This is a genomic window from Vibrio sp. OPT46, from assembly GCF_015163535.1.
In the GTDB taxonomy this organism is placed as follows: Bacteria; Pseudomonadota; Gammaproteobacteria; order Enterobacterales; family Vibrionaceae; genus Vibrio; species Vibrio alginolyticus.
Genome location: NZ_JADDYG010000062.1, coordinates 1 through 1,774 on the forward strand (window position 1 = coordinate 1; position 1,774 = coordinate 1,774).

At 42.8% G+C, this 1,774-nt stretch carries 4 protein-coding genes and 1 pseudogene; 1 reads left to right on the forward strand and 4 read right to left on the reverse strand.

What is annotated here, in order from left to right; genetic code table 11:
- A partial coding sequence (locus IQR33_RS02755) for an integrase core domain-containing protein (protein ID WP_138939205.1) occupies positions 1-92 on the forward strand: 92 nt, incomplete at its 5' end.
- A gap of 19 nt (positions 93-111) precedes the next feature.
- Here the strand turns inward: IQR33_RS02755 and IQR33_RS02760 are convergent.
- From IQR33_RS02760 to IQR33_RS02775, 4 genes and pseudogenes are all read right to left on the reverse strand, one after another.
- Positions 112-615, reverse strand: coding sequence for a YcxB family protein (locus tag IQR33_RS02760; protein ID WP_193843496.1), 504 nt, complete (start codon positions 613-615; stop codon positions 112-114).
- 223 nt (positions 616-838) lie between these two features.
- Positions 839-1,099, reverse strand: coding sequence for a DUF5062 family protein (locus tag IQR33_RS02765; RefSeq protein WP_005376453.1), 261 nt, complete (start codon positions 1,097-1,099; stop codon positions 839-841).
- An 82-nt stretch (positions 1,100-1,181) separates the two neighbouring features.
- Positions 1,182-1,418, reverse strand: a pseudogene (locus IQR33_RS02770) (threonine aldolase); the annotation flags it as partial.
- A gap of 40 nt (positions 1,419-1,458) precedes the next feature.
- Positions 1,459-1,774, reverse strand: a 316-nt coding sequence (locus IQR33_RS02775) for an immunity 49 family protein (protein WP_193843497.1), incomplete at its 5' end; no start/stop codon positions are given.

Genomic DNA, 1,774 nt, shown 5'->3' on the forward strand with positions numbered 1-1,774 from the left:
TGGTAGCAGAGTCCGTAGATATCTATAATCAAATGAGGCCTCATACGGCTTTAAAATACAAAACGCCCGATGAAGTACATCGAGCGTTTTAGTTAAAAGTGTCAACCCATATCAGGACGGGTCACTCGCTTTTGATGCCGCGTGCCGATCTACCATAAACGTGATCGCTTCTTCATTTAAGCAAGATTTGCTGATGTATTGGCGTTGTTTACCAAGGTGAAGGATAAAGCCCAAATCAGTTTGTTCGAGTTGGTTGATATCATTCCAAGCGAGGCTGCGGTCAACTTTACCGCTTTTGTAGCGTACGCCATCTGCATTCACTTCAAACACCACTTTACTGCCGCGACTTGAGCTGATGGTTTGACGCCACAGCCACCAAGTTCTTTTGAAGTAAACGCTGCACGCTTCAATCACACTCAATACGATAAAGAACCAACCGACATAACCGTTAGGTAGCAGTTCAAACTCCAATAAAACCACACCAAAGATAAGAAACAGCATCCCTTTTAGGTACGCTTGTGGGAACTTCGTTGGCTGGCTAGTTTGATCATAACATTCAGCAAAGAAAGGTTTGTCGAGTGTGTATTCTGTAGTGAATTCGAAATCTTTAGACATGTATGGTTACTTCAAGGCTTCTGTAAATGAGTAATCTTGGTTGCACTCTCGCAACGCCTGCATTGTAGCGCTTCTCGGGATTTATCTTTAGTCATTTTGATTCTGTTTTGTAAATCAATGATACCGCCACGCCAAAAGACCTCGGTGCACTCGCCAATATCAAACAAGGCGAACCATTTGGCTCGCCTAGTTAATTAATGACCTATATGACTTATAAGGCTTTCTACTTTAGAGGGTCGTTGTCAGGCAATGCACTGTGTATCCAGACTGCCAGTCGGTGTTTGATGCTTGCGCCATCTAGCTTGCTTTCCGGTAATGGCGTGATCTGTTTGGCATCGACCAAGAATAGGTAAATCGCTTTTACTCTTAGAGGTTGTGGTGACTGTGGAAGATCAAAGCCTTGTAGCTTCGCCATCTTCCCACCAATCTCTAGTGCCTTCTTAACCAGTTTGTCTTCATTGTGAAGCTTGGAGCTTTTTGACATTGATAAATCCTCTTCTTCGCTTCAATTAAGAATACATGAAGTGTCACGTATGGCGTGTTAGTAAGCTCGCATATTGATAAGTTTATGTCTTACCACCGAGTAACTGGTTGAAAAATAACCTTAATTCTTCGTCACCAAGGCTGAGCAGGTAGTCACCGACATACCATTCAACGATGGATTGATGTGGATGTGCCGTGACTTGCGGATTACCAAACCAAATGCCCTTTTCTGTAGCGAAAGTATGTTGAAGTTCTTTCAACTTTTCACAGCTGAAAGGCAGGATAAGGTGCAACATGTTTGCTCGAGGTGCTGCCGAACGGCATTGCTGCAGACACTACATAAGGTGTTCTATTAATGATTTATTTAGAACAAAGATCCTGTTCACCGTAAACGAGCCATTTCGGCAAATATGCGGTTTCTGGAATTGTCCAGCCATACTTATCGTATGCCAATGCAGCAAGACCAATCAGTTTCAAAGAAACATTCCCTTTTGGCGAATAACGAACATCTTCATTCATGTAGAACTGGTAATGCGCCTCTAACGCATCTTTCAGTGCTTCTTGATAATGCGCCTCATCGCCATCGATAATGGCAACAAACACATTCACAAATGGAATAAACAAAGAATGTACATAGGGCACTCTGGTTGATTCTAAGTATTGCGGAGAAGATTTC

What these genes read in the sequence shown, in the direction of transcription:
- IQR33_RS02760 (WP_193843496.1), bottom strand. Translation starts at nt 615, where the DNA reads ATGTCTAAAGATTTCGAATTCACTACAGAATACACACTCGACAAACCT.
- IQR33_RS02765 (WP_005376453.1), bottom strand. Translation starts at nt 1,099, where the DNA reads ATGTCAAAAAGCTCCAAGCTTCACAATGAAGACAAACTGGTTAAGAAG.